This is a genomic window from Nocardia sp. NPDC055165 (genome assembly GCF_053606985.1).
Map to the genome: position 1 here is coordinate 380305 of NZ_JBSGSS010000004.1, position 25480 is coordinate 405784.

17 protein-coding genes and 1 tRNA gene are annotated in these 25480 nt (G+C 68.2%); 6 read left to right on the top strand and 12 right to left on the bottom strand.

Translation table 11 applies throughout. From position 1 onward, the window contains the following. Positions 1–98 precede the first annotated feature (98 nt). The gene (locus tag ACWFRF_RS11155) at positions 99–1526 is read right to left on the bottom strand and encodes a DUF3662 and FHA domain-containing protein (protein ID WP_379313262.1); all 1428 of its coding nucleotides are present in this window, start codon (positions 1524–1526) and stop codon (positions 99–101) included. Positions 1527–1745: 219 nt separating this feature from the next. Here ACWFRF_RS11155 and ACWFRF_RS11160 point away from each other — a divergent pair. Then, a tRNA-Leu gene (locus ACWFRF_RS11160) sits at positions 1746–1828 on the top strand. Between the two features lie 51 nt (positions 1829–1879). Here ACWFRF_RS11160 and ACWFRF_RS11165 read toward each other — a convergent pair. The 4 genes from ACWFRF_RS11165 to ACWFRF_RS11180 form a co-directional block, all read right to left on the bottom strand. Beyond that, positions 1880–2416: a TetR/AcrR family transcriptional regulator gene (locus tag ACWFRF_RS11165; RefSeq protein WP_452449774.1), complete on the bottom strand. Its 537-nt coding sequence runs from the start codon at positions 2414–2416 to the stop codon at positions 1880–1882. Continuing rightward, positions 2413–3252, bottom strand: coding sequence for an alpha/beta hydrolase (locus tag ACWFRF_RS11170; protein WP_452449776.1), 840 nt, complete (start codon positions 3250–3252; stop codon positions 2413–2415). The genes ACWFRF_RS11165 and ACWFRF_RS11170 overlap by 4 nt, the downstream gene beginning before the upstream one ends. 43 nt (positions 3253–3295) lie before the next feature. Continuing rightward, positions 3296–3934 carry a class I SAM-dependent methyltransferase gene (locus tag ACWFRF_RS11175; protein WP_452449778.1) on the bottom strand — a complete coding sequence of 213 codons (639 nt, stop codon included), beginning with the start codon at positions 3932–3934 and terminating at the stop codon, positions 3296–3298. A gap of 1110 nt (positions 3935–5044) precedes the next feature. Further along, positions 5045–6082: a stage II sporulation protein M gene (locus tag ACWFRF_RS11180; protein WP_452449780.1), complete on the bottom strand. Its 1038-nt coding sequence runs from the start codon at positions 6080–6082 to the stop codon at positions 5045–5047. A gap of 18 nt (positions 6083–6100) precedes the next feature. Between ACWFRF_RS11180 and ACWFRF_RS11185 the strand changes: the two genes are divergently transcribed. Next, positions 6101–6847 (top strand): RDD family protein, encoded by a 747-nt coding sequence (locus ACWFRF_RS11185; RefSeq protein ID WP_379312232.1) that lies wholly within the window; start codon positions 6101–6103, stop codon positions 6845–6847. Between the two features lie 178 nt (positions 6848–7025). Here ACWFRF_RS11185 and ACWFRF_RS11190 read toward each other — a convergent pair whose 3' ends face one another. The 6 genes from ACWFRF_RS11190 to ACWFRF_RS11215 form a co-directional block, all read right to left on the bottom strand. Continuing rightward, positions 7026–8312, bottom strand: coding sequence for a DUF58 domain-containing protein (locus ACWFRF_RS11190; RefSeq protein ID WP_452449782.1), 1287 nt, complete (start codon positions 8310–8312; stop codon positions 7026–7028). 4 nt (positions 8313–8316) lie between these two features. Next, positions 8317–9312: an AAA family ATPase gene (locus ACWFRF_RS11195; RefSeq protein WP_378634537.1), complete on the bottom strand. Its 996-nt coding sequence runs from the start codon at positions 9310–9312 to the stop codon at positions 8317–8319. Beyond that, entirely contained in the window at positions 9309–10334 is a 1026-nt protein-coding gene (locus ACWFRF_RS11200; RefSeq protein WP_452449783.1) for a DUF4129 domain-containing protein, read from the bottom strand. Before ACWFRF_RS11200 ends, ACWFRF_RS11195 begins: the two co-directional genes overlap by 4 nt. Then, positions 10331–11185 carry a hypothetical protein gene (locus ACWFRF_RS11205; RefSeq protein WP_452449785.1) on the bottom strand — a complete coding sequence of 285 codons (855 nt, stop codon included), beginning with the start codon at positions 11183–11185 and terminating at the stop codon, positions 10331–10333. Before ACWFRF_RS11205 ends, ACWFRF_RS11200 begins: the two co-directional genes overlap by 4 nt. A 237-nt stretch (positions 11186–11422) precedes the next feature. Further along, entirely contained in the window at positions 11423–13036 is a 1614-nt protein-coding gene (locus ACWFRF_RS11210) for an adenylate/guanylate cyclase domain-containing protein (RefSeq protein WP_378989402.1), read from the bottom strand. A gap of 163 nt (positions 13037–13199) precedes the next feature. After that, the gene (locus ACWFRF_RS11215; RefSeq protein WP_379312228.1) at positions 13200–13745 is read right to left on the bottom strand and encodes a TetR/AcrR family transcriptional regulator; all 546 of its coding nucleotides are present in this window, start codon (positions 13743–13745) and stop codon (positions 13200–13202) included. A gap of 80 nt (positions 13746–13825) precedes the next feature. Here ACWFRF_RS11215 and ACWFRF_RS11220 point away from each other — a divergent pair, with 80 nt between their 5' ends. Then, positions 13826–15337, top strand: coding sequence for an MFS transporter (locus ACWFRF_RS11220; RefSeq protein ID WP_387446013.1), 1512 nt, complete (start codon positions 13826–13828; stop codon positions 15335–15337). Between the two features lie 36 nt (positions 15338–15373). Here the strand turns inward: ACWFRF_RS11220 and ACWFRF_RS11225 are convergent, their stop codons facing one another. Next, on the bottom strand, positions 15374–17197 hold the full coding sequence (locus ACWFRF_RS11225; protein WP_387446012.1) for a DUF4407 domain-containing protein: 1824 nt from the start codon (positions 17195–17197) through the stop codon (positions 15374–15376). Between the two features lie 928 nt (positions 17198–18125). On the opposite strand from ACWFRF_RS11225, the gene gltB reads away from it, so the two are divergent. The 3 genes from gltB (at position 18126) to ACWFRF_RS11240 (ending at position 25141) form a co-directional block, all read left to right on the top strand. Beyond that, on the top strand, positions 18126–22793 hold the full coding sequence (gene gltB, locus ACWFRF_RS11230; protein ID WP_452449787.1) for a glutamate synthase large subunit: 4668 nt from the start codon (positions 18126–18128) through the stop codon (positions 22791–22793). Next, a complete protein-coding gene (locus tag ACWFRF_RS11235; protein ID WP_378989407.1) occupies positions 22786–24258 on the top strand; it encodes a glutamate synthase subunit beta in 1473 nt (490 codons plus the stop codon). The genes gltB and ACWFRF_RS11235 overlap by 8 nt, the downstream gene beginning before the upstream one ends. 322 nt (positions 24259–24580) lie before the next feature. Continuing rightward, a complete protein-coding gene (locus ACWFRF_RS11240; RefSeq protein ID WP_452449790.1) occupies positions 24581–25141 on the top strand; it encodes a tetratricopeptide repeat protein in 561 nt (186 codons plus the stop codon). Positions 25142–25480: the final 339 nt, after the last annotated feature.

Below are 25480 nucleotides of genomic sequence, written 5' to 3' on the forward strand. Positions count from 1 at the left end.
GCTGGCTTGCGGGCCCCGAGGTCGGGACCGTGCGTGTAATGGCAGCATCATAGAGCCGACAGCGTCGACTCGTGACGTGCACCGCGCAGCTTACGGGATCAGACGATCCGGATCAGGATCTCGGAATGTCCGGCCCGGATGACGTCGCCATCGGCGAGCTGCCAATCCTGCACGGGGGAACCGTTGACGAGCGTTCCGTTGGTGGAACCCAGGTCGGAGAGCATGGCCGTCTGGCCGTCCCAGCGCACCTCGATATGGCGACGCGACACCCCCGTGTCGGGTAGCCGGAAGTGGGCGTCCTGGCCGCGGCCGATGATGTTGGAACCCTCGCGCAGCGCGTAGGTGCGGCCGCTGCCGTCGTCGAGCTGGAGCGTGGCCGAGTAGCTCGACTGGGCGGCGCCGTAGCCCGCGCCCTGCTGCTGGCCGTAGCCCTGCTGGCCGTAACCGGCGGCGGGCTGGGCGTAGCCGCCCTGCTCCTCCTGGCCGTAGGCGGGTTCGGCGTAACCGGGCTGCGCGCCGTATCCCTGCTGGCCGTAGCCCTGCTGCTGGGGTTCGGCGTAACCCTGCTGGCCGTAGCCGCCCTGCTGGTCGTAGCCCGGGTCGGCGTAACCCTGCTGGCCGTAGCCACCCTGCTGGCCGTATCCCTGCTGCTGGGGTTCGGCGTAGCCCTGCTGGCCGTAGCCGCCCTGCTGGTCGTAGCCCGGGTCGGCGTAACCGGCCTGGCCGCCCTGCTGGCCGTAGCCGCCCTGCTGGCTGTAGGCCTGCTGGCCGTAGCCGCCCTGCTGGTCGTAGCCGGGCTCGCCGTACGCGGGCGCGGCGCCGTAGCCACCCTGCTGGCCGTAGCCCTGCTGGGCGGGCGCGGCGGGGTCGTAGCCGTTCTGGTATTCGCCGCCCTGCTGGCCGTATGCGTCGCCGTATCCGGGCTGCGCCTCGGGCGCGCCGTAGCCGCCACCGCGGCCGTAATCGTCGGCCGGGTAGGAAGCCCCTGGTGCGCCGGCGGGCGGCGGTGCGTACCCGCGGTTGCGTGGATCGGACTCCGCGGGCTCTCGGCCGGGCTCGTAGCCTGAGTTATGCGTCATGGGGCCAGCTCCTGGTTGCGGGTGTGCGGGTCGTTGTGGCGGTCCGGGGCGAGGTGGGGCCGTCCCACGACCGGCGTCGGGGTCGACGCGGCCGCTCGCTCTGAACATTCCGGTGTGCAGCGTAGGTGATGCCTCGAACGCCACGTGTACTTCGCCGTAGGTCTGCCAGCCCTGCTCGCGGATGTAATCCTGCAGATGTTTGGCGAACGCTTTGGTTGTCAGGTCGTGATCGGCGTCGAGCTTGCCGTGATCGGTCTCGTTGATCGTGATCACGTAACTGTTCGGCGCGAGACGGTGCCCGCCTTCCAGATCCTGGATCTGATCTGCGGCTTCCTGCTGCAGCGCGGCCTCCACTTCCTGGGGAACCACACTGCCGCCGAACACCCTCGCGAACACGTCACCGACAGCGCCCTGTAAGCGACGTTCGAATCTCGACACGATGCCCATCACAGCCCTCCCTTCGGTGCGCGTGTCCGCCCTCCTCGACACGCTGGTTACGGCGTGTCCGGACCCGACCACGTTCCTTGCATGATATCCACGATCCTCTACCTGGGTAACTCCCGGCGGCGTGACCCAGTTCCCGCGCCCTTTCAATCGGCATCGCCGCAGGTCAGGGAATCGATTTTATTTTCGGCCGCGGGGCATGTTAGATTTTTCCAGTCGCTCGGGCGAGTGGCGGAATGGCAGACGCGCTGGCTTCAGGTGCCAGTGTCCGTAAGGACGTGGGGGTTCAAGTCCCCCTTCGCCCACAAGACTAAAGGCTCGATCCATCTGGATCGGGCCTTCGGTCGTTTCCGGGGTCAGTGACGGGCGATGCGAAACAGGGCTGCCCGCAGATCCGGCCGGGGCGACTGTGCGTCCAGCTCGAGTAGGGCGGTTTCGGCTATCGCGGCTACCAACAGGACGGCGACGGGCGCGGCGTCGGACCAGCCCATCGCCGTGAGGTTCGTGGCGAGCAGGTCGGCGGCGGCGGAATTGCGGGCGCTCACCTCGGTGGCCAGACCCGCGTCGGTTCTGGCCTGTACTAATAGGCCCTTCGTCGCGGGGGCGGCCAGACAGCCGTCGAGGTAGGCGGCGATCCCGGCCGCGAGGCGTGCTTCGCCGGGTGGGAGGTCGGCGGTCGCCGCGCTGACCTGGTCGTCGAGATCGTCGTGGAAGGCGCGGTGCAGGGCGAGTATGTAGGACTCGCGGCTCGGCCAGTGCTGGTAGAAGCTGCCCTTGGCCATCTTGGCCTCGGCCGCGATCGCGTTGACCGAGAGCTTGCTCAGATTCTCGGTGGCCAGTAGCTGCCTGCCCGCATTCAGGAAGGCGCGGCGCCCGGGTTCGGCGGATCTCATTGCGGCATTCCAGCACGGGCGGTGAGGAACTCGCCCACGGCGTCGAGGAACAACCGGGGCGCCTGAGCGAACGGTTCGTGCCGCGTGGGCAGTACGGCGACCGGCGCGCCGGGCAGGGCGCGGGTGATGCCGCGCCGGTTCATCAGCCAGGGATTGGTCGGGTCGTCGCGGCCCCAGACGACCTGGACGGGTAGCCCGGGCAGCAGTGGTGCCGCGGCGGGCAGGTCGACGCGCGGGTCGTCCAGGCTCCGCCAGAGGCTGCGATATACGGCGAGCCGGATCGGATCGCCGGATACCTCGCGTGCCCGCTCGAAGAGGGGGCGAACACCCTCGTTGCGCAGCGAGCCCAGGTAGAGCCGCGCGTGCGGGACGACGAACCGACGGGCTACCGAGGGGCGCGCGATCAGCCCGAACATGGCTCTGGTCAACGGATTCAGCGGTGCGAACCCGGCCGACTGCACCAGGACCAGCCCGCGCACCAGGTCCGGTGCGCGCTCGGCCAACCGCACTGCGGCGTATCCGCCGACGCTGTTGCCGATCACGGTGAGTGAACCGAAACCGATCTGCGCCAGCGATGTCGACACCTGCACGGCGATGTCGCCGAGCGCGTCGACGGTGACGGCGTTCGGGTCGGTGACCGTGGACGCGCCGTAGCCCGGCCAGTCGACCGCGGCGACGGCCCATGTCTTGCCCAGCGCCGGCACGATCTGATCGAAGTCGCGATGGTCACCCGGATTCGCGTGCAGCAGAAGCAGTCCCGGTGCGTCGTCGGGCGAGCATCCGCTCAGGTGTACCGCGATCTCGCCGTACCGCGTGGTGACGGTGAACGGTGTCATGGACCGACGGTAGCCATGACCGACCGGTCGGTCAAGGCTTGGGTCACGCCTTGCGGGCGATCAGCAGGTGGTGGGGGATGGGCGGATTCGGCAAGGTGCGCTGCTCCACCGTCAGTCCCGCGGAACTCAGCGCCGCCACCACATCGGCGACCGGGCGCAAGGTGAATCCATAAGGGGTGAAGGGCATTCTGGCCATGGCGTCGGGATCTCCGATGCCGATCACCGCGACGCCGCCCCGGCGCAGGACGCGGGCGAGTTCGGTGCAGGCGGCCGGGAGATCGGCGAGGAAGTAGATGGTGTTGACGGTGATCGCCGCGTGCAGGCTCGCGTCGGGCAGTGGGAGCGCGGTGAGCGTGCCGTCGGCGAGGAGGAGGCGGCCCTCCGCGACCTCCACCGCGAAACGACCACGGGCACGGGCGAGCATGTCGGGGGAGGGCTCGATGCCGTGCACCGTGCCCTCGGCACCGACGCGCGCCAGCAGCAACTCCAGTCCCACCCCGCCGCCGAAGCCGATATCGGCAGCCGTCGCTCCGGTGGGCGGCGCCGCGGCATCGGCCGCCGCCGCGATGGCCCGCTTGTTCCCGCGATTGAGGACGAACGCCACGCCCTTACCGAGCACACCGTGCGGATTGCCGAGCTGTCCGGCGATTGTCGTGAGCAGGCGATCTTTGACCCCGGTCATTTCGCCATCGTAGGCGGCGTTTTCGCGCCGCCGTCGGCCGAGGGCGGCCTGCTCGGCGCGGTGGTCCGCCTCTCTCGGCAACGGGGGTCTGCTGGTCGTCGACGCAGGCATCCGCACCCGGCGGCGCATCGGGGCCGATGCGACAACCCCCCTCGACGGATTCGACTCTGCCGTTGTCGACCCCTCGACCGGCGCTGTACGCCCCTCGACTCCGCTGCTGGGCACGGTCGCCGGGGACCCGCTACAGCGAGCCGCGCTCATCACCCGGGGCGGCAGGCAACGTCACCGAGGTCGTTCGAATCAGCTGAGCCCCTCTCGCGCGCTGAACCCGACCTCGCGTCTGTTTCGGCGGCCCGATGACCACCGTGGCCTGCCGGTATCGCTGCTGCCCCTGCCGAGGCGCACATGCCCGCTCGCGCCGTCGGATACTCCCGATTCTCGCAGGTGAGGCGAAGGTCACACTGCCTGTGCAACCTTGTATTCCGGATGTTCTTCTGCCGATTTCTGTCCGTTCGGCGGACCGTTCGCAACCAGTCGTTCGTCCAGTTTGAGGCGATGAATTCGGTGTTTCACTGTGATTGCTGGGCGCGCATCTCGTTTGCAACGTAGTTAACAAACCTGAGGTTTCTTTTAACGTTTCAAGTAGGCGGCAACCGTAATTCCGTTGCCGAAACCCCAGGTGACAGCTATGTCTTGGCCTCAGTGTGATCCGAAGCAACCTTGCCCGACATTCGCGAGCGGGACCCGTCGAGGGTGCGTGATTCGTTATCGAAGGTTTGCTCGGGGTGAATTCTCGGTGCCGCCGACTGCCCGGTGAGGGGCGCGCCAGAAGTTTGCTAGAGGTGTGAAAATCGGTGCGTCCACAGGGCTTTGCAGGTTCACAATTCCTACCCCGGACCTGCGCGTTGGGGGTTGCGTGGGCATAACGATTGTGTACAGTTGACGGTAACGCTGGCCGCAGTTCGAGCCCGACTCGCTGCGGCCAGCGGAACTCAAATGGGGGAGTTCGTCACCGTCTCTTAACCTTCTGTAGCTGCCGATTGTCCGGTGCTGTCCCGACGCGGTGTGCTCGGAGTTGTCGGCCTCACAAATGCACGCACAGTTGCGAACTCACGCCCGGTCAACGGCCTTCACCGGCGTCATCAGCCACCGATCGGCCGGATCCGCCGCCGCGACCGGCACCACCACCGCCGCGGCATCCTGTTCCTCGGCCACCCGCCTGCCGATCCCGAAGACGTAGTAGAGGAACAGCGCCTCGGCCGCGAACCCCAGTGCGATCCGTACGGGCGCAGGCAGCGGACTCGGCGTCACGAAGCCCTCGAGCAGGCCGCATACCAACAGCACGCACACCAGCCCGAGGGCCACGGTCGCGGTCGCACGCCCCTGCCTGGCCATCGCCGCCGCCCTGCTGCGCCGGCCTGGGTCGACCAGCGTCCACCCGAGCTTCAACCCCACCCCGCCCGCGACGAACAGCGCGGTGAGCTCCAGCGTGCCGTGCGGCAGGATGAAGCCGAAGAACGAATCCAGTCGCCCCGCCTCGGCCATCAATCCACCGGTTATCCCCAGATTCAGCGCATTCATGAACAGTGCGTACACAGCCGGGAGGATCAGGACACCGGTGAACAACGCGATCGCCGATACCAGCGAATTGTGTGTCCACACCTTCGCGGCGAAGGCCTCGTTGGGGTGGGCGGAGTAGTACGACTCGAACGAACCCCCAGGTCCGGTGACATCCGACAGGTCGCCCTCCGGTATCCCCAGCGCATCGCGGGCCGCCGCCGAACGATCCACAAGCACACCGATCACGCCCGCGACGCCGAGGAAGATCGCAGTTGTCCCCAACCACCACGGCCAAGCTCTGTACACAGCCGCGGGAAAGTGCCGGGTGAAGAACCGGCCGACTTCGCGCCACGGCTGCGACCGCGCCGCCAGCACCCGCCCACGGGCCCGCGCCAGCAGCGCGCTCAGCCGGCCGACGAGCTCCGGATCCGGGTGGTGCCCCTGCAATCTCGCCAGCTGCTGCGACGTGGACCGGTACAACCGGACCAGCTCGTCGGCCTCCGCGCCGGACAGCTTGCGCTGGCGGACCAGCTGATCGAGCCGATACCACGACCGTTGACGTGCCCAGCTGTAGGCATCGGTGTCCATATCGGGAATGCTAGCCACATGGCTGAATTCACCACCGGCGAAGCGGTGGCGCTCGATCTCCCCATCGCGCGCATCCCCAGCCGTGCGGGCGCTTTTCTGCTCGACCTGATGCTCCAGTTGGCCCTCGCCGCGACGCTGGAATATGTCCTGATGCTCGTGCTGTTGGCCACCGATGCCGACTCGGCCTGGTTCTCGGTGACGGCGGTCATCACGCTGGTGGCCGTGCTGATCGCCTATCCGGTGGTCAGCGAAACCGTCTCGCGCGGCCGGTCACTGGGCAAGCTGGCCTTCGGCCTGCGTGTTGTGCGCGCCGACGCCGGGCCGATCGACTTCCGGCACGCGCTCACCCGCGGCCTCGCGGGCGCGATTGTGGATTTCTGGATGCTCGGTGCGTTCGGCGCGGTCGCGGTTGTCACGTCGCTGTGTTCGCGCGAGGGCAGACGAGTGGGTGACGTGCTCGCCGGGACGGTAGTTGTGCACACCCGCCAGACCATGCCGGTACCGTCGCTGGCGGTCGCCCCGCCCTGGTTGACAGGCTGGTCGGCGCAGCTGGATCCGAGCGGGATCTCCGACGAACTGGCCGCGGCAGCACGGCGGTATCTGACCAGGCTGCCCACGCTGACGCCGCCCACACAGCACTATCTGGGCACGCAGCTCGTCGAGGCCATGTGCGCCGCACTGCGCTGCCCGGTGCCCGTCGGCTACCCGCCCTATCACGTGCTCGGCGCGATTCTCGCTCGGCGACAGCAGCTTTCACGGGTCTAGCTCCACAGCCTGTGGATGAATCGCCTGTGTACGAATCAGGTTGCGCGGGAACCCACCTGTGCACAAACCCACCTGTGGATGAATCTGTTGGTGAGTCGGTGGATGAACTGTGAGTACCGGTGGAAACTGCGGTTATCCACAACCACGTGCGGTTGTGCACAATTCGCGATGCCACCGATCACAGCGAGCCGGACTGCTTGAGCTCGAGGTATTCGTCGGCCAGCGCCTCGGGCAGTCGATCGGGTGCCGCGGCCACCACGGCCACCCCGCGCCGCCGCAGCGATTCCTGCACGAGCGCACGCTCGGCCAGCACAGTCTCGGCTGCGGCCGCCGTGTAGACCTGCGAACGGTCACTCGCCGCCGCCGCGATGTCGGGATCGATCACAGAGACGATCAGCACCCGATGACGCCGTGTCAGCGTCGGCAGCGCGGGCAACAGGTGCTCGGTGACGGTCGGCCCGTCGAGACTGGTGAACCATACGATCAATGCCCGCCGTCGAACCCGCGAGATCACGGCGCGTACCAGCCCGTCGGTGTCGGTGTCCACCAGCTGTGGAGTAACCCCGGCGAGGGTGTGCATAAGTTTCAAAGGCAGCTGATTACCGCCTACGCCACTCACTTCCGCGCGGACTCGGCGGTCGTAGGCCAGCAGGTCGACCGTGTCGCCCGCGGCGGCGGCCAGACCACCGAGTAGCAGCGCCGCTTCGATCGCGCTGTCGAGCCGTGTTCCCTCACCGACCCGGCCCGCGCCGGCCCGCCCGGTATCGAGGACCATCAGCATGTGCCGGTTGCGTTCCGGCCGCCACGTCCGCACCAGCACGTCGTTCGCGCGCGCGGTGGCCCGCCAGTCGATGCTGCGCACGTCGTCGCCCGCCACGTACTCGCGGAACGAATCGAACTCGGTGCCCTGCCCGCGCGTATTGGCGACATTGCGCCCCTCGAGATGATGCAGCCGCTTCACCTTCGAACGCAGCAGCCGCTCACTGCGAAACGCGGGCAGCGCGCGCACCCTGGCAGGCACGTCGATCCGGCTCTGCCGTCCCGCCAGACCCAGCGGACCGAGCAGCCGCACCGTCACCGGACCTGCGACCCGATCACCGCGATAAGTGGGAGTCAGGCTGGTGCGCAGCCGGATTCGGGTGTGCGGGGCCAGATCCAGCTGGTGTTCGCGGATGTCGGCACGCGCGCTGTCGGGCCAGGCGTCCCACAGCAGGCCCCGCACCGTGGCCGGGCCGGTATTGGTGACCGCCAGCTCCACCTCGGTGCCGCGTCCCAGCCGCACCACCGTCAGCGGATCACGGGTCAGCGACAGCGCATCCGCGCGCGCGGTGAGCGCGATATCGGTCAGCAGCAGCGCCACCAGCACCGCGCAGGCGCCGAGCACGCCGGCCCACGTCGGCACCACGAACATCACCACCGCCGCCGCGACCGTGGCGAGCAGCGCGAACCGGCCTGTGACCACCACGTCGCTAGACCGGAACCGGCACCGAGACCAGCAACGACGAGAGCACGCCCTCGGTGCTCACCCCGTCCAGCTCGGCCTCCGGCCGCAACTGCAAGCGATGCCGAAGTACCGCCATCGCCACGGTTTTCACGTCGTCGGGCGTCACGTACGCGCGGCCGTTGAGCCAGGCGAAGGCGCGGGCGGCGGCCAGCAGCGCGGTCGCGCCACGGGTGGACGCGCCGTGCGCGACGGCGGGGGAGGAGCGGGTGGCACGGCACAGATCGACGATGTAGGCCAGCACCTCCGGGCTCACGGTCACCTGGCCCACCGCGGCGCGCGCGGCCGCGATGTGTTCGGGTCCGGCCACCGGGCGCAGTCCGGCGGCGCCGAGGTCGCGCGGATCGAAGCCGCTCGCGTGGCGTTGCAGGATGCGGAACTCGTCGTCGCGGTCGGGCAGCCGGATGTCGACCTTGAACAGGAACCGGTCGAGTTGCGCCTCGGGCAGGGGATAGGTGCCCTCCTGCTCGATCGGGTTCTGGGTGGCGACCACCACGAACGGATCGGGCAGCGGACGCGGCTGACCGTCCACCGAAACCTGGCGCTCCTCCATCGATTCCAGCAGCGAGGACTGGGTTTTCGGTGGGGTGCGGTTGATCTCGTCGGCCAGCAGCAGGTTGGTGAAGACCGGACCCTTGCGGAAGGTGAACTCGGCCGAATGCGGGTCGTAGATCTGGGATCCGGTGACATCGCCCGGCATCAGGTCCGGGGTGAACTGCACGCGTGCGTGCTCGAGCGCCAGCGAGGTGGCCAGGGCGCGCACCAGCAGCGTCTTCGCCACGCCGGGAACACCTTCGAGCAGCACGTGACCGCGGCACAGCAGGGCGAGCACGAGGTACAGCACGGCCTGGTCGTTGCCGACCACCGCCTTGCCGATCTCGGTGCGCAGTGCGGCCAGTGCCGCCGCGGCCTCCTGCGCGCTCGGCGTCTCGAGCAGCACTGCGTCCTTGGAAATATTTGTCATCCGAGCTCCGTCTCGATCCATTCGAGGTGTGCGGCCATGTAATGGAGGGTTGTCTCGTCCGGCACCTCGCCGAACAGGACGGTGCCGATCTGCCGACCGGGTACGCCGAGACGGCTGGACACGGCTTCGACGAGTTGATCGCCGGTGAGTTCGCCGCCCAGCCGCGGTGTGATCCGGCGCAGCGTCGCCGCGCGCAGGACATGGGCCACATGGGCCACGTCGCCGGAGCGGCGATACAGGCCCGCCTGCCCCGCGAGCAGCTCGTTCGCCGGTACCTCGACCGGGCGCGGCTCGCCGACCAGCGCACCACGCCTGCGGGCCCGCCACCAGATCAGCGCCACGAAGGCGAGCAGGAACTGCAAGCCGCCGAACGCCAGCCAGCCGGGCAGGCGGGTGAAGATCGAGTCCTTGCCGCTGCCGAAATCGAGGTCGTTGTCATCAGGAGGTGGCTCGGGCGGGTCGGGTGGGTTGGGCAGATCGGGCGGGTGGGGTGCGTTGGGGGCGCCGCACGACTGCATGGTGGCGTAGACCAGCAGGGCGATGGCGAGTCCCGCCGCGAGCACCGCCCAGAAGCGGGGGCTGCGCAGGATAGGGGGCAGGGGTGGAAGCTTCCTGCGCTGCTTGGGTTCTCGCTCGACCACCTCGACCTCGAGCGGATCGAGAACGGGAGGTGGTGCGGACTGGGAGTACCGGTCGGCGTATTCGAGCCGACGGTACTCGTCCTCGGTGGCGCTACGTCCGCCGTAGACGACCTCGTCGAAACTCCGTGCCGCCGGATGCAATTCGGTGGACTGCTCCAGCGGCAATGCCGTGGTCGCGTCGTCGGCGGTCTCCTGCGCGGTGCGCGAGCGGCGCACCGGCAAGCTGCCGTCCTGTTCGAGTCCGCGCAGGACGGCGCGGAAACGTTCGCGCAGTGCGCGGTCGTAATCGCGGCGGCCCGCGGCGTTCTCGGCGGCGGCGCGATGTTCGGCGGCGGCGCCGAGACGGGGCTGCGGTGGGACGCCGTCAGGGAACTCGGTCACCGGCGATCACCGGGAATTCGAATGTCCATGCCTTCGCGCACACACCGCCGGCTGATGTAGCACAGCACGCGGCTGGTCGCCTCGACGATCTCGCTCACGGTCACCACCAGCAGAAACCCGCCGACGAGCAGGGTGAGGAAAGCCCAGCGATGAGTGCCGGAGAAGTCGGAGAGGAAGAACGGAATTCCGAACGCGGGCACCGCGAGGACCGCGAAGATGCACCGCTGGGTGAGCCACAGACCCGCGGTCGACCAGTCGGCACCCTGCACGAGCTCCTTCGAACGGGCAACGCCCACACCGAAACCCGCGTGCTCGGCCACGATCGCCGGCTCGGTGACGAACCGCCGCGCCCGGACATACGAAAGCCAGATCAGCGCGAGCGGATAGGTGATCACCAGAATGCTGCCGAGCAGCAGCACCCCGATCCCGGTGAGCGTGAACATGATCTGCGCGAGCACCAGCGGCGTCGCCTGCCTGCCCGCGGCCCGCAACCCGTCGAGCACGCCGTAGCGCACCCCGTGGAAGTCGGCGAGCGCGATCGCGACGGTCGCGCCGCGCAGGACCAGGCGAACCACCCACACGCAGGCCGCGGTCGCCAGGATCGCCGCCCACGCGGTGCCCGCGTCGGAGCCGTCGGTGAGGTGGGAAACCAGACCGGTCACCCCGAGCGCGACGAGCACACCGATCACGAGCGCACTGCCGCCGAGCACCGCGAAGGTCCGGATATGGGCCTGGATCAGGGCGAACGGCTCATCGAGCAATTCGCGGAAACGCAAGGGGCGGATCGGCACCGTCGGCGGTGTTGGCGGCCCCGGCGCAGGCACCGGTGCCGGATCGACTCCCGCCCTCACGACGCCAACCGTATCGGCGGGACGCACGGGCCGAGTCTAGTCAATCCCGTCCGCCCCGCCCGGTATGTCTTACCGAGAGGGGCCCGCCCCGATCTGGACTGACCGGAGGGTGCGACGAAGGAGTACCCGGAGGGAGGGAAGATCGGGGGCCCGAAGGGCCCCGACTCGAGCGCGTCAGCGCTCCGACAAACACAGCAAGGTACACCCGCCCCTGGCCCGGTTTACGGTTGGCAATTCCTACCGAACATCGGCGGACCCGCGCCCGACAGCTGACCGCTCATCAACCGACGCCGATACCCTCGGCAGCGCAACCTGCGTGGGCTTCAAACGCCCACGCAGCGTGACCGTCTCACCGAGAATCCACTGCGCGGATTCTGAGTCGGCCGCAGCGGCAAGCGTGGTCGCCGACGTGAGCAACCGTTCGTCGTGCTGCTTGGACAGCTCACACAGCCGAGCGGCCTCGTTCACAGCGTCACCGATCACCGTGAACTCGTACCGATTGTGCGTACCGACGTTGCCCGCGACCACCCGTCCCGCCGCGACGCCGATACCCGCGTCGAGATCGGAGGCGTCGCGCAATCGGCGCTGGATCGCCCGACCGCACGACAGCGCCGATCCGGCCAGGTCGTCGAGCGGAGCGGGGGTACCGAACACCGCCAGCGCCGCGTCGCCCTCGAACTTGTTGAGCAGCCCGCCGTGCCGTTCCACCTCGTCGACGACGATGTCGAAGAACCGGTTGAGAATGCCGACGATCTCGGGTGCGGGCAGGGTGGCCGCCATCGTGGTGGAGCCGATGATGTCGATGAACAGGGCCGCTGCCTCGGTTTCGGTGCCGCCGAGGACCGGCTGGGAGGCGATCGCCGCCATCGCGACATCGTGGCCGACATGCTTGCCGAACAGGTCCTCGATCATCGCCCGCTCGCGTAGCCCGTGCACCATCGTGTTGAAGCCGCTCTGCAGTTCGCCCAGTTCGGTGCCGTCGTAGAGGGCGATCTCGGCGTCGAGGTCGCCGTTCTCCACGCGCCGCAGCGCCTGGCGCACCCCCTTGATCGGGGCCACTGTCGCCGCGACGACCTGGGCCATCAGGATCAACCCGAACACCAGCGCGGAGCCGCCGAGGCTGAGCATGCACACCGCCAGCCTGGCCTTGCTTACCGCGGGATCGGCCAGCGCCCACACCGCCACCGTCATCGTGAGCGCCACCGGTACGCCGACCCCGACGAACCACGACAGCATGGTCCGGCCGAACACGCCGATGCCACGGCGGCGGTGCGGGTCGGCGGCCAGCACGCGCGCGGTCACCGGGCGCAGCGCGAATTCGATGATCAGGTAGCTGTTGGCGCACACGACGATCGCGGCGGCGCCGGTGGAGAGGATGACCTTGGGGATCAGCGCCGGTTCGAGCACCCCGTAGACGATGGTGAGCACGGTCAACGTCAGCGTCCACAGGATGGCCTGCTGCAGCACCATCCAGCGCGGCGCCGACACGGTGACCTGCTGTTCGGCCGGCGTCGGCACGTGCTCGGGATCGGTGGCCCAGCCCATCGAGCGCACCCCGGCCACGGTGCCCCACACGGTGCCGCCCGCCAGCGCGAGCGCGGCGCACAGTGGTGTGAACACGCTGTTGACCAGCAGGAGTTGCCGAGTGAACACGGTGGGACCGGGCAGCACGAAGCCCGCGAGCACCACCACCATGGCGATGCCGATCAGATTGGCGATGAGCAGCGGGACGGTGAGTAGTAACTGCACCCGAACTCGACGGATCTTCGATGCCTCGTCGACTGGCCCGAGCAGCGGCGAGCCCCATGGCGCTGATCGTGCCGCGCCCGCCGGTCCATCGCGGTTGATCACTTCTGAACTGTAAACCGGTGAACCCGGTGTCGGCCACAGAGTTGCGCAGGTCACTGCCTCGGTCAGGTGGCTATACCAACTGGTCGCACCTAGTTTTGTGACCGTCCACCGGTCTGTCGACCGGCCTGTTGTCCGCAGCTTCGTTCGGTGTACAAATGTGCACTCAACCCTGGAGCAGGTTGTCGACGACGGCACGGTAGCGCGCGGGTTCGATCTGCGGCAGACCGAGCAGGGCGCGCAGGTAGACCCCATCGCCCACCAGTCGGATGGTGTCGGCGCGGACGGGGTCGTCCACCTCGGTCTCGAGGTTGTCCGACCAGGCCGCCATCACCGCGTCGAGCGCGCGCTGCACCTCGTCGGGTTCGCTGCCCGCCGACGCGTCGATCGTGCGCATGGTCGCCAGCAGTGAGCGGTACAGGGCGAGTTCTACAGCGTCGTCCTGCGCGGTGGGGTCGGGCGTCTGCAGGTACCACTCGGCGATGGAGCTCCCGCTCGATCTGGCGTCGTCGAGTTGGGTGCGGGCACGCTCGCCGAGCCGCTGGACCAGGCCGACGAGCAGGGCGTCCTTGCTCTTGAAGTGGTAGAGGAGCCCGCCCTTCGACACGCCCGCCGCGGCGGCGACGTTGTCGAGGGTCATCTGTGCCGCGCCGCGTTCGAGCAGCAGGGTCTCCAGGGCGTCGAGGATGCGATCGCGGGTGTCAGAGCTCACGGCAATCACTGTACCGTCTGGACGGTTTTCTTGTTACTGTACCGTCTGGACGGTTTACCAACCCGAAAGACGAGAGACCGATGAACACCCCCACAGCACTCACCCCGACGCGCGCCACCCCGCGTGAGTGGGCGGGCCTCGGCGTACTCGCCCTGGCCCTGCTGCTGCTCGCCGTGGACGCGACCGTGCTGGACCTGGCCGTGCCCGCGATCAGCGCCGACCTCGCCCCGAGCACGCCACAGCTGCTCTGGATCATCGACGTGTACTCCTTCGTGCTCGCCGGTCTGCTGGTGGTGATGGGCAATCTCGGCGACCGGATCGGCAGGCGCAAGCTCCTGCTGATCGGTGCGGTCGGCTTCGGCATCGCCTCGGCGCTGGCCGCGTGGGCGGTGTCGCCGGAGATGCTGATCGCCGCGCGCGTCCTACAGGGCGTCGCGGGCGCCACGCTGATGCCCGCCACGCTCGGCCTGATCCGATCGATGTTCCAGAACCCGCGTCAGCGCACCGTGGCGATCGGTGTGTGGAGTGCGATGGCTGGTGGCGGCGCCGCGGCCGGTCCGCTGGTCGGCGGCTGGCTGCTCGAGCACTTCTGGTGGGGCTCGGTGTTCCTGGTGAACCTGCCGGTGATGCTGGTGCTGCTCGCCCTCGCCCCGCTGCTCATCCCCGAATCACGTGACCCGAACCCGGGCCGGTTCGACGCGCTGAGCGCGCTGCTGTCGATGCTGGCGCTGGTGCCGGTGGTCTACGCGGTGAAGGAAACCGCCGCGCACGGTCCGGCGGTGAGCGCGCTGCTGGTCGGCCTGGTCGGTGTGGTCTCGGCCGTGCTGTTCGTGCGCAGGCAGCGTCGCCTGACCGATCCGATGCTCGACCTGCGGCTGTTCGAACTGCCGCGGTTCCGGGTGGCGGTGTTCACCAACCTGCTCGCGGTGTTCGCGCTGGCGGGCGTGCTGTTCTTCGGATCGCAGTATCTGCAGCTGGTGCTCGGCCGCACGCCCTTGGAGGCGGGTCTGCTGATGCTGCCGGGGCTCGCGGCGAGCGTGTTCGGTTCGCTGGCGGCGGCCTGGCTCGTGCGGCGCTGGCGTGCGGCGCTGGTGCTGGCCGGTGCGCTGGTCGTCACCGCGATCGGCGCGGCGGCCTTCCTCGCGGTCGACGCGGTGAGCGGCGCCGAGGCGTTCGTGCTCGGTTTCGTCGGCATCGGTCTGGGTGCCGGTGTGGCCATGACCGTGGCCGCCGACCTGGTCGTCGGATCGGCGCCGGAGGAACGCGCCGGTGCGGCCGCGGCGATCTCGGAGACCGCCTACGAAACGGGTCTTGCCCTGGGTGTCGCCCTGCTCGGCAGCACCGTGATGGCGATCTTCCGGCGTGGTCTGGACGTGTCCTTGCTGCCGGATGACGCCGTGGCGGCCGCGTCGGGCTCGCTCAGCGGTGCCGTCGAGGTGGCCGGTGAGCTGCCCGCCGCGGTGGCGGCGGAGTTCCTGTCGTCGGCGAACCAGGCGTTCGTCAGCGGCATCCATCTGACGGTGCTCGGCATCGTCGCGGTGCTGTTGTTCGCGGCCTACAGCGCGGTGCGGACGAAGACCACGCGCGGCTGAGCCGGGGTGGCCGAGGTTGTCGGCCACCCCGTGGGATCAGCGGGCGGGCGGCAGCTGACGCCGGTTGCCGGGCAGCTCGTTGGCGTTTCCGCCGGCGAGCTCGCCGTGGCTGTCCGCCTCGGGCAGGCCGTTGCCCTGACCGGCGGGCAGCGCGGTGTAGTTCGGCGCCGAGGGGTACTGACGCGGGTCCGGATGGAAGCGGCTCGACGGCGCGTCGACCACGTTCGAGGCGATCTGCTGGGCGTACGGCTGGTACGGCTGCTGGTACTGCTGCTGCGGGTAGGCGCCGGGCGGCAGGAAACCCTGCGCGGGCTGACCCTGCAACTGATATCCGGCGGGGACCTGCTGTTGCTGCGCGGAATCCTGCGTGTCGACAGTGACCTTGCGCGTGCGGCGCAGCGTGAACGTCACCTCTTCGACCTCTTCGAACGCCTGCCGCGCGGTCCGCATCGGGTGGGTGGCCGAGTCGAAGGCATTGGCCACGAAAGCCGGTACCAGCGGACGGATCCAGCGGGCGGCGGTGTCGGTGAACGGCACCGTCCCGATGATCGGCAACTCCAATCCGCCACCGCCGGCCGGTGCTTGCGCGGGCGGCTGCTGCGTGGGCGTCTGGTGGGCGGGGACGAGAGCCCCGGCGGTGCCGGCGGGCAGCGCGTGCTGGACGTACCCCGCGGGCAGCTGCGATGTGACGTTCGGCTCCAGAGACACGGAGTCGTCCTTTCGATGCGGCTCGGTGAACCCGAGCTCGAAACCGCCGATCGCGGCGATGATCCTGGTGCGCTGACGTTCTCGATCGATCACGGTATCGGCTTCGATGGCCAGTTGCGCGGCGGTGAGCTCGTGTTCGGCGCGCAAGGCGGCCGTCTCGGTGCGTACTTCGGCGCGTTTCACCGCGATGGCGGCGTCGGCCTCACGCTGGGCCCGATCGGCCACCTCCGCGGCGTCGACCCGGCGGTCGAGCGAGGTTTCCCCGCGCCACCAGCGCAGCAGCAGCGGCAGCAGGGCCACGACGATGCCCGCGAGCAGGATGAGCAGGCGCAGCGCGGCGGCGCCCGCGTGTGACGCGGTGTAGCTGTTCATGGCCAGCCAGCGGGCGCCCAAGCCACGGTCGCCGTCGGCGAACGCGCTGGTCCGCGCGGTGGCGAGCGCGGCGGACTCGGTGCGAACCCGCTGGTCGAGGCCCTCGATGCGGCCCTGCGCCGTGGCGAGCTGTTTGCGGGCGTCGTCGAGCATGTCGTTGGCGGTCTGCGTTTCCGGACCGCGACCCGGTACCCCGGTGATTCTGGTCCGCGGGCATTCCGCGGTGGGGTTGTACTCGCAGCGGGCGATCACCAGCGCGCGGTCGATGTCGGCCTGCGACTTGGCGATACTCAGATCGAGCGCGGCCCGGTCGGCGGTGGCGAGGTCGAACGAGGTGCGGGCGGCGACCACGGCAGGCGCGTTCTCGGCACTCGCCTGGGCGCGCACATCCAGTTCCCGGTCGACGGTCCCGCCGAGCAGCACGGTGGCGGCGAGTTCGGCCACGAAGACCCCGGCCAGCACCCCGACCCCGATCCGGGCCGCGATTCCGAACCGATCGTCGTCCGCACCGGGCCGCGCGGTCGCCAGTGCCCGGCCGAGCGCTCCCGCGGCGACGGCGATGACCAGCGCGAACAGCACCGCGACGAGCACGGCAGCGTCGGCGGCGAGCAGTGCGGACATCGCGACGAGACCGGCGATCACGGCGAACAACGTCACGGCGGCACCGGTGACGAGATAACGGCCCTGTTCATGGCTGAAAGCCAGGTCGGCGCCCGATTCGTGGTCCCGGCGCCGTGGCGAGGCGAGGCCTCCGCCGAGCCAGGTGAGTAAGCCGGTCATGAGTTCTCCCCGGGTCGTGCGCTCCACTGGGCATGGCGAAACTGGTAGATAAGGCGAAACTGGCATGGATTCGTTGTGTCAGCGTGACAGGCCGGACACCGACACACCGAGTGCCGAGGTACTGCTTGTGGTCAGCCTCACAGTGGATGGGTCCACTCATCGCGCTGACCGAAACATTTCTGTGCCGACCTCGGCGTGTCGCGCGCGGCGAGCCGGGCCGCACCGCCGTCTGTGCCCGATTTGTGTCGAACGACACTGCCAGAAGTTTGCCAGCAGTGTGCTGTGGCGCACATTTCGCAATACAGACCGTACGGTCGGCTGACTGGAGCGCTTGTGGGGGCCCGTGTCGGGAATATCTCACAGTCCCCACCCCTGGTTAGCGGAGGTGGGAGGTTTGACCAGGGCATCTGCAGGGAAATCTGCTGCGGTGCAGGTGAGTTCAGCTTTCGGCCCCCGGCCGACGGTGGAACCGAGTCTGCTCGTCGACAGTGTTCACGCAGGTAGGCGGGGGTTGTCCGGGATCGATCCGGTCCCCGGTCTGCTTTACACTGGACGACGCGCGCGACGATGCAAGCAGCCGTTACAAACCCCAGCTAGACGGGTTACTTAGCACAACCTTAGTTGGTTGGGTCTGCGGTCTGACTTATCGTTTGCTCTTACGCCGAACGCACCCAGTTCGGCACAACCACCTGTTCGAGGTCCGGTGAAACCGGGCCAAGAGTAGCGGGTGAAACCCCGCGCAGAGGTAAGGGAGAAGTAAGCATCCCGTTACCTCTGAGCACCCCAACTACGTCAACGCCGCAAACCACCACCGTCGCTGGTTTCGGATCGTACGGACGCAGTCTTGACGGAGGCGAAACGACGAAGGGCCCACGCTCAGCTTGCTGGGTGGCCGACATCGACAGCCGACTTTCTTGAAGGCAGAGGCATGACGCAACTTCCTGGCCACAGGTCACCCGGAGTCACCGGGCTCTACGATCCGGCATTCGAACACGACGCCTGCGGCGTCGCGTTCGTTGCCGACATGCATGGACGACGCAGTCGAGACATCGTCGACAAGGCCATCACGGCCCTCCTGAACCTGGAGCACCGCGGTGCTGCGGGTGCCGAGCCGAACTCCGGCGACGGCGCGGGCGTCCTGCTGCAGCTCCCGGACAAGTTCTTCCGTGCGATCCTCGCCGAAGAAGGCGCCGCTTTCGAGTTGCCCCCGGAAGGCTCCTACGCCTCCGGTATCGCCTTCCTGCCGCAGGCCCGCCGCGAAGCCGCGCGGGCCGCCTACGGCGTCGAGAAGATCGTCACCGAAGAGGGCCTGGCCGTGCTCGGCTGGCGCGAGGTGCCGATCGACGAGACCTCGCTCGGCGCGCTGGCCCGCGATGCCATGCCCACCTTCCGGCAGATCTTCATCGGCTCGCCGAAGAACTCCGCCGAGCAGCTCTCGGGCATGGACCTGGAGCGTCGCGCCTACGTGATCCGCAAGCGGATCGAGCACGAGCTCGGCAAGGCAGGCCCCGGCGAGGGCACCGTCGGCAAGGAATCGGTGTACTTCCCGAGCCTGTCCGGCCAGACCTTCATCTACAAGGGCATGTTCACCACGCCCCAGCTGCGTGCGTTCTACCTGGACCTGCAGGACGAGCGCGTCGAGTCGGCCATCGGCATCGTGCACTCGCGCTTCTCCACCAACACCTTCCCCTCGTGGCCGCTGGCGCACCCGTTCCGCCGGGTCGCCCACAACGGTGAGATCAACACCGTCACCGGTAACGAGAACTGGATGCGCGCCCGTGAGGCGCTGCTGCGCAGCGACGTGTTCGGCAAGGACGAAGCGGGCAAGGACCGGCTGCAGAAGATCTTCCCCGTCTGCACCCCCGGCGCCTCCGACACCGCGCGTTTCGACGAGGTGCTCGAACTGCTGCACCTGGGCGGTCGCGAACTGCACCACGCCATCATGATGATGATTCCCGAGGCGTGGGAGCGTAACGAGAACCTCGACCCCGACCGGCGCGCGTTCTACGAGTACCACTCGATGCTGATGGAGCCGTGGGACGGCCCGGCAGCGGTGTGCTTCTCCGACGGCACCAAGATCGGCGCCGTGCTCGACCGCAACGGTCTGCGCCCGGGTCGCATCTGGGTCACCGAGGACGGCCTCGTCGTGCTCGCCTCCGAGGTCGGCGTGCTCGACATCGACCCCGCCACCGTGGTCCAGAAGATCCGCCTGCAGCCGGGCAAGATGTTCCTGGTCGACACCGAGCAGGGCCGCATCGTCACCGACGAAGAGGTCAAGTCGGAGCTGGCCGCGGCGCAGCCGTACCAGCAGTGGCTCGACGAGGGCGTCAGCCGCCTGGCCGACCTGCCCGACCGCCCGCACGTGCACATGTCGCACGACCGCGTGCTGATCCGTCAGCAGATCTTCGGTTACACCACCGAGGACCTGAACCTGCTGATCACGCCGATGGCCAAGACCGGCGGCGAGGCACTGGGCTCGATGGGTACCGACACCCCGATCGCGGTGCTGTCGAACCGTTCGCGTCTGCTGTTCGACTACTTCTCGCAGCTGTTCGCGCAGGTCACCAACCCGCCGCTGGACGCCATCCGCGAGAAGGTCGTCACCAGCCTCAAGCGCAACCTCGGCCCCGAGGCCGATCTGCTGCATCCGGGTCCCGACTCCTGTCGCATGATCGCGCTCGAACAGCCCATTCTCGACAACGACGAGCTGGCCAAGCTCGTCCACATCAACGACGACGGCAGCCAGCCGGGCCTGCGCTCGGTGGTCGTGCGCGGTCTGTACCCGGTCGCCGAGGGCGGCGAGGGTCTGCGCAAGGCGCTCGCGGCCATCAACACCCAGGTCTCGGCCGCTATCGACGGCGGCGCGCGCATCATCGTGCTGTCCGACCGTGAGTCCAACGAGAAGCTGGCGCCGATCCCGTCGCTGCTGCTCACCTCGTCGGTGCACCACCACCTGGTGCGCGAGCGGACCCGCACCATGGTCGGCCTGGTCGTGGAGGCCGGTGACGCCCGCGAGGTGCACCACATGGCCCTGCTGATCGGTTTCGGCGCCGCCGCGATCAACCCGTACATGGCCTTCGAGACCATCGAGGACATGCTCGAGCGCGGCTCGCTGCAGATTCCGGGCAGCACCGGCGACCTGGCCGCCGACTTCCGCAAGGCCGTCGCGAACTACTGCACCGCGGCCAGCAACGGCGTGCTCAAGGTGATGTCGAAGATGGGCATCTCCACCCTGGCCTCCTACAACGGCGCCCAGCTGTACCAGGTCATCGGCCTGGCCCAGGACCTGGTCGACGAGTACTTCACCGGCCTGCGCTCCGCGCTGGGCGGCATCGGTCTCGACGAGATCGCCGAAGAGGTGGCCATCCGCCACCGCGTCGCGTTCCTGGAGAACCGCAACGAGCGCGCGCATCGCGAGCTCGAGGTCGGTGGCGAGTACCAGTGGCGCCGTGAGGGCGAGTACCACCTGTTCAACCCGGACACGGTGTTCAAGCTCCAGCACGCGACCCGCACCGGCCAGTACTCGATCTTCAAGGAGTACACCAAGCTGGTCGACGATCAGTCCGAGCGCTTGGCGGCGCTGCGTGGTCTGTTCAAGTTCAAGTCGAACCAGCGCGCGTCGATCTCCATCGACGAGGTCGAGCCCGCGAGCGAGATCGTGAAGCGCTTCTCGACCGGTGCGATGAGCTACGGCTCCATCTCCGCCGAGGCGCACGAGTCGCTCGCCATCGCAATGAACCGCATCGGCGCTCGCTCGAACTCCGGTGAGGGCGGCGAGAGCCCCGCTCGCTTCGAGGTCGAGGAGAACGGCGACTGGCGTCGTTCGGCGATCAAGCAGGTCGCGTCGGGTCGCTTCGGTGTCACCGCGCACTACCTGACCAACGCCACCGACATCCAGATCAAGATGGCCCAGGGCGCCAAGCCGGGCGAGGGCGGCCAGCTGCCCGCGCACAAGGTGTACCCGTGGGTCGCCGAGGTGCGCCACTCCACGCCGGGCGTCGGCCTGATCTCGCCGCCGCCGCACCACGACATCTACTCGATCGAGGATCTGGCGCAGCTGATCCACGATCTGAAGAACGCGAACCCGCAGGCTCGGATTCACGTGAAACTTGTCGCGGAGCCGGGTGTCGGCACCGTCGCCACCGGTGTGTCCAAGGCACACGCCGACGTCGTGCTCATCTCGGGCCACGACGGCGGCACCGGCGCGTCGCCGCTGACCTCGCTCAAGCACGCGGGTGGACCCTGGGAGCTCGGCCTGGCCGAGACCCAGCAGACCCTGCTGCTCAACGGCCTGCGTGACCGCATCGTCGTTCAGGTCGACGGTCAGATGAAGACCGGCCGCGACGTGATGATCGCCGCCCTGCTCGGCGCCGAGGAGTTCGGTTTCGCGACCGCGCCCCTGGTGGTCTCGGGTTGCGTCATGATGCGCGTGTGTCACCTCGACACCTGTCCGGTCGGCATCGCCACCCAGAACCCGGTGCTGCGCGAGCGCTTCACCGGCAAGCCGGAATTCGTCGAGAACTTCATGATGTTCATCGCCGAGGAGGTGCGTGAGCTGCTCGCCGAGCTGGGCTTCCGCACCCTCGACGAGGCCGTCGGCCGGGTCGACCTGCTCGACACCGCCAAGGCCAAGCAGCACTACAAGGCCGCCAAGCTGGACCTGTCGCCGATCCTGGACATGCCGGAGACGGCGTTCATGAACCAGAACACCCGGTGCACCGGCACCCAGGACCACGGTCTGGACAAGGCGCTGGACAACGAGCTGATCGCGCAGAGCGCTCCCGCGCTCGAGCGTGGCCAGGCGGTCAAGATCGAAACCAAGATCACCAACGTGAACCGCACGGTCGGCACCATGCTCGGCCACGAGGTGACCAAGCTCTACGGTGGCGCGGGCCTGCCCGACGACACCATCGACATCACCTTCACCGGTTCGGCGGGCAACAGCTTCGGCGCGTTCGTCCCGGCCGGCATCACGCTGCGGGTCTTCGGTGACGCCAACGACTACGTCGGCAAGGGTCTGTCGGGTGGCCGCATCGTGGTCCGCCCGTCGGCTTCTGCTCCGGAAGCCTTTGTCGCCGAAGACAACATCATCGCGGGCAACGTGATCATGTTCGGCGCCACCAGCGGTCGCATCCTGATCAACGGTGTCGCGGGCGAGCGCTTCGGCGTGCGTAACTCCGGTGCCACCGCGGTCGTCGAGGGTGTGGGCGACCACGCGCTCGAGTACATGACCGGTGGCCGCGTGGTCATCCTCGGTGACACCGGCCGCAACCTCGGTGCCGGTATGTCCGGTGGTGTCGCCTACTTCTACGACCCCGAGGGCAAGCTGCCCGGCCGGGTCAACCCGGATCAGGTCGACGCGATCGAGCAGCTCTCCGGTGACGATTTCACCTGGCTGCGCGACATCATCGCGACCCACCGCGACGAAACGGGATCGGCTGTGGCCGAACGCATCCTGAGCGACTGGTCCCAGCAGGTGAACCACTTCGTGAAGGTCATGCCCCGCGAATACAAGAAGGTTCTACTCGCCATTTCCGAAGCCGAGAAGGCCGGCAAGGACGTGGATACCGCGATCATGGAGGCGGCTCGTGGCTGACCCACAGGGATTTTTGAAGCACACCTCGAGGGAAACCCCGGCCCGTCGTCCGGTCGAGCTGCGTCTGCTCGACTGGAAAGAGGTCTACGAGGAGAAGAAGTTCTCCCAGGACACCTTGAAGACCCAGGCCAGCCGCTGCATGGACTGCGGTATCCCCTTCTGTCACAACGGCTGTCCGCTCGGGAACCTGATTCCCGAATGGAACGACCTGGTCTACAAGGGCGCGTGGCGCGAAGGCATCGACCGCCTGCACGCCACCAACAACTTCCCGGAGTTCACCGGCCGCCTGTGCCCGGCTCCGTGTGAGGCGTCCTGCGTGCTCGGCATCAACCAGGAGCCGGTCACGATCAAGCAGGTCGAGGTCGAGCTCATCGAGAACGCCTTCGACGAGGGCTGGGTCACCCCGGTGTACCCGACCCGTCTCACCGGCAAGAAGATCGCCGTCGTCGGCTCGGGCCCGGCCGGTCTGGCCGCCGCCCAGCAGCTCACTCGCGCCGGTCACACCGTGACCGTGTTCGAGCGTGACGACCGCATCGGCGGCCTGATGCGCTACGGCATCCCGGAATTCAAGATGGAGAAGTCGGTCATCGACCGTCGTCTGGCCCAGATGGAAGCCGAAGGCACCATCTTCAAGGCGGGCGTCAACGTGGGTGTCGACATCACCGCCGAGCAGCTGCGTGAGCGTTTCGACGCGATCGTGCTGGCCGGTGGCGCCACCATCGCCCGCGATCTGCCGATCCCGGGCCGCGAGCTCGACGGCATCCACCAGGCGATGGAGTTCCTGCCGCTGTCCAACCGGGTGCAGCTCGGTGACGACATCGCCGACTCCGACGGCCTGCCGCCGATCCACGCCAAGGGCAAGAAGGTCATCATCATCGGCGGTGGCGACACCGGCGCCGACTGCCTGGGCACCTCGCACCGTCACGGCGCCGAGTCGGTGCACCAGTTCGAGATCATGCCGCGTCCTCCCGAGGAGCGCGCGGGCTCGACCCCGTGGCCGACCTACCCGCTGATGTACCGGGTCGCCTCGGCGCACGAAGAGGGCGGCGAACGTCTGTTCTCGGTGAACACCGAGCGTTTCGTCGGCGCGGACGGCAAGGTCACCGGTCTCGATGCGCACGAGGTCAAGATGGTCAACGGCCGTTTCGAAAAGGTCGAGGGCACCGACTTCACCCTCGAAGCCGACCTGGTCCTGCTGGCCATGGGCTTCGTCGGTCCCCAGAAGCCGGGCCTGCTCACCGATCTCGGTGTCGGCTACGACGGTCGCGGCAATGTCCAGCGCGACAAGAGCTGGGCTACCAACATCCCCGGCGTCTTCGTGGCCGGTGACATGGGCCGTGGCCAGTCGCTGATCGTCTGGGCCATCGCCGAGGGCCGCGCCGCCGCGTCGGCCGTCGACAAGTTCCTCGAGGGCGAGACCGCGCTGCCTGCGCCGATCCCCCCGACGGCTGTCGCCCAGCGCTAGCCGCGCAACCAGTAAGGCGCCCGCAGGCTTTCGAGCCCGCGGGCGTCTTTTTTTGTCATTCCCCCCACACGCGGCAGGTGTCCCGCCGAATCCGGACGCCTTGCCGGATACCTGCGGGTTTGCGGGGAATGTGCGTAGGGGGGTGAACGGGGAAGGGGCGCAAGGGGTTCGGTAGGCGAGCGAACGACGTGGCTGATCTTCCCTGCAGCACATAGACTTTCCGTGTCGAGGTGTACGGGAGATCCGAGGGGGAGCTGTGCCGTTGCCGCCGGAAGCGTTGGCGAACCTTCGCCGCGCCGCAGAGCGTGGTGACGGTACCGCCATGCACAATCTTGCCCACTTCTACCACGACCACAGCGATTTCGAAGCCGCCGAGTACTGGTTCCGGCGCGCCGCTGCCGCGGGGCACACGCGCTCGATGAACAACCTGGCCGTGTTGCTCGACCAGTTCGGTGAACTCGACGAGGCCGAGTCCTGGTACCGCCGTGCGGCGGTCGCCGGCAATGCCAACGCCATGTTCAATCTGGCCACCATGCTCTACCAGTGCGGTGACCGCCGGGACGCCGAAACCTGGTACCACCACGCCGCGATGGCGGGCCATGTCGACGCCATGTTCAATCTCGCGCGACTCCTCCAGGATCAGGACCGCCTCGACGACGCCGAAGCCTGGTTCGGCGAGGCCGCCGACCACGGCGACATCGACGCCGTGAACAATCTCGGCATCCTGCTGCGCCACCGCGGCGCCATCACCGAGGCCCGCCGCTGCTTCCGTCGCGCGGCCGATCTCGGCCACCCGCGGGCCATGGCCAACCTCGCCGCCCTGCTGGAATCCCAAGGCGCCCACCGCGAAGCGGAAACCTGGTACCGCCGCGCCGCCGGCTGATCGCACACTCCGAGCACATCGGTGGGGGACCGCTGTGCGTCGGGTTCGGCGAGGTCTGCGAAGACGCAATTATCGATGTTTACGCGATGATCGCTGGCGAGTGGAACAGGCGAGTGATCACCGGTTATAGCTGCTCGCAGCGAATGGCCGCCGAAGTTACTCAAAAGTATTGATACCGAGCGGTTTTCCAGCAACCATCAGCAAACATATTGTGCGGCAGCAATTTTCCGGCGTTCAAGATGCGAGGAATAGCGGAGGGGTATAACGTCTCGTCTCGATCAATAGTCGATGACGGTTCGGGGGCTCGGTGAATTCTCTTGATGGGTGTCTGAAACGCAT